Source organism: Aldersonia kunmingensis (assembly GCF_001646865.1).
In the GTDB taxonomy this organism is placed as follows: Bacteria; Actinomycetota; Actinomycetes; order Mycobacteriales; family Mycobacteriaceae; genus Aldersonia; species Aldersonia kunmingensis.
In genome coordinates this window covers 1-1,174 of sequence record NZ_LRRB01000306.1, presented here as the reverse complement: position 1 = coordinate 1,174, position 1,174 = coordinate 1, and the positions used below count along the sequence as shown (strand labels likewise).

Here is a 1,174-nt window from a genome sequence, read left to right as displayed (position 1 = left end):
GACGATCTCCGAGACGGCTCGGTGCGAGGTCGAGCAGAGGTTCGGACGGCACCACGGCGCGCACGAGAGTCGGCCTGCCGCTCGCCGAATACGAGCACGCCACCGACCCGAGCGGATGGGGCGAATTCGAGCTGTGCGAGGCGGCGATCGATCCGCGGCCAGATTTCCTTGGCTACCGCGACGGTGATGTGCGGGCGGTTCGACTCCGCGGTAATGCTCGCCTGGCTGCGCAGGCCGGTGTCCGCGATCAGTCGCCACTGCCGACGCAACTGTCCGTCGGTGTGGCCGTCGAGCAGCAGTTCCACCGACTGGACCATGATCAGCAATGATGACGAGGTGGATGGCGCACAGGCAAGGAGCGCAGCCGTACTGCGTCTCGGGCTGATCGAGGGCGACGGGATCGGGCCTGAGATCGTGCCCGCGACGCGGCGGGTCGTAGACGAGGCGCTCGCGGTGGTGGGCGTGAAGGCCGATTGGGTACCGCTCCCACTCGGACTGCGAGCGATCGAGGATTTCGGTGACCCTCTGCCGGCACAGACCATCGACGCGCTCGCCGATCTCGACGGCTGGATCCTCGGCCCGCACGACAACGCCGCCTATCCGCCCGAGCATCGCTCGGGTCCTCCGCCGGGCGGGGCGATCCGAAAGCGGTTCGGCCTGTTCGCCAACATCCGTCCCGCGCGGGCATTCGGGGGCGTGCGCACGAGATCGCCGGAAATGGACCTGGTGATCGTCCGCGAGAACAGCGAGGGGCTGTACGCCGATCGCAACATGTTCGCCGGCGCAGGCGAATTCGCCGCAACCCCCGACGTGGCGTTGTCCGTGGGTCTGGTCACGCGGGCAGCCTCGGAACGGATTGCGCGCCAGGCGTTCGACCTGGCCCGGCAGCGGCGCAAGCGGGTGACGATCGTGCACAAGGCGAACGTGCTGCCGCTGACAATGGGGTTGTTTCTGGAATCGTGCCGCGATGTCGGTGCCGAATTTCCGGACGTCCGCCTCGAGCACGAACATGTCGATGCGGCCGCCGCGCATCTGGTGCGCGCCGCGTCCGACTACGACGTGATCGTCACCGAGAACCTGTTCGGCGACATCCTGTCCGACCTCGCCGGCGAGTTGGCCGGCTCGCTCGGCATTGCGGCGTCGATCAACTGCTCGGAGAACAAGGCGATGGCGC

The 1,174-nt window shown here is 67.9% G+C and carries 1 protein-coding gene and 1 pseudogene; one reads left to right on the top strand and one right to left on the bottom strand.

Annotated features, from left to right (window positions below; genetic code table 11):
- Positions 1 to 317 (bottom strand): annotated as a pseudogene (locus tag A8G08_RS24475) (hypothetical protein); the annotation flags it as partial.
- Here A8G08_RS24475 and A8G08_RS24470 point away from each other — a divergent pair.
- Positions 316 to 1,174, top strand: an 859-nt coding sequence (locus A8G08_RS24470; protein ID WP_068280099.1) for an isocitrate/isopropylmalate family dehydrogenase, incomplete at its 3' end; no start/stop codon positions are given. The pseudogene A8G08_RS24475 and the gene A8G08_RS24470 sit on opposite strands and share 2 nt — an antisense overlap.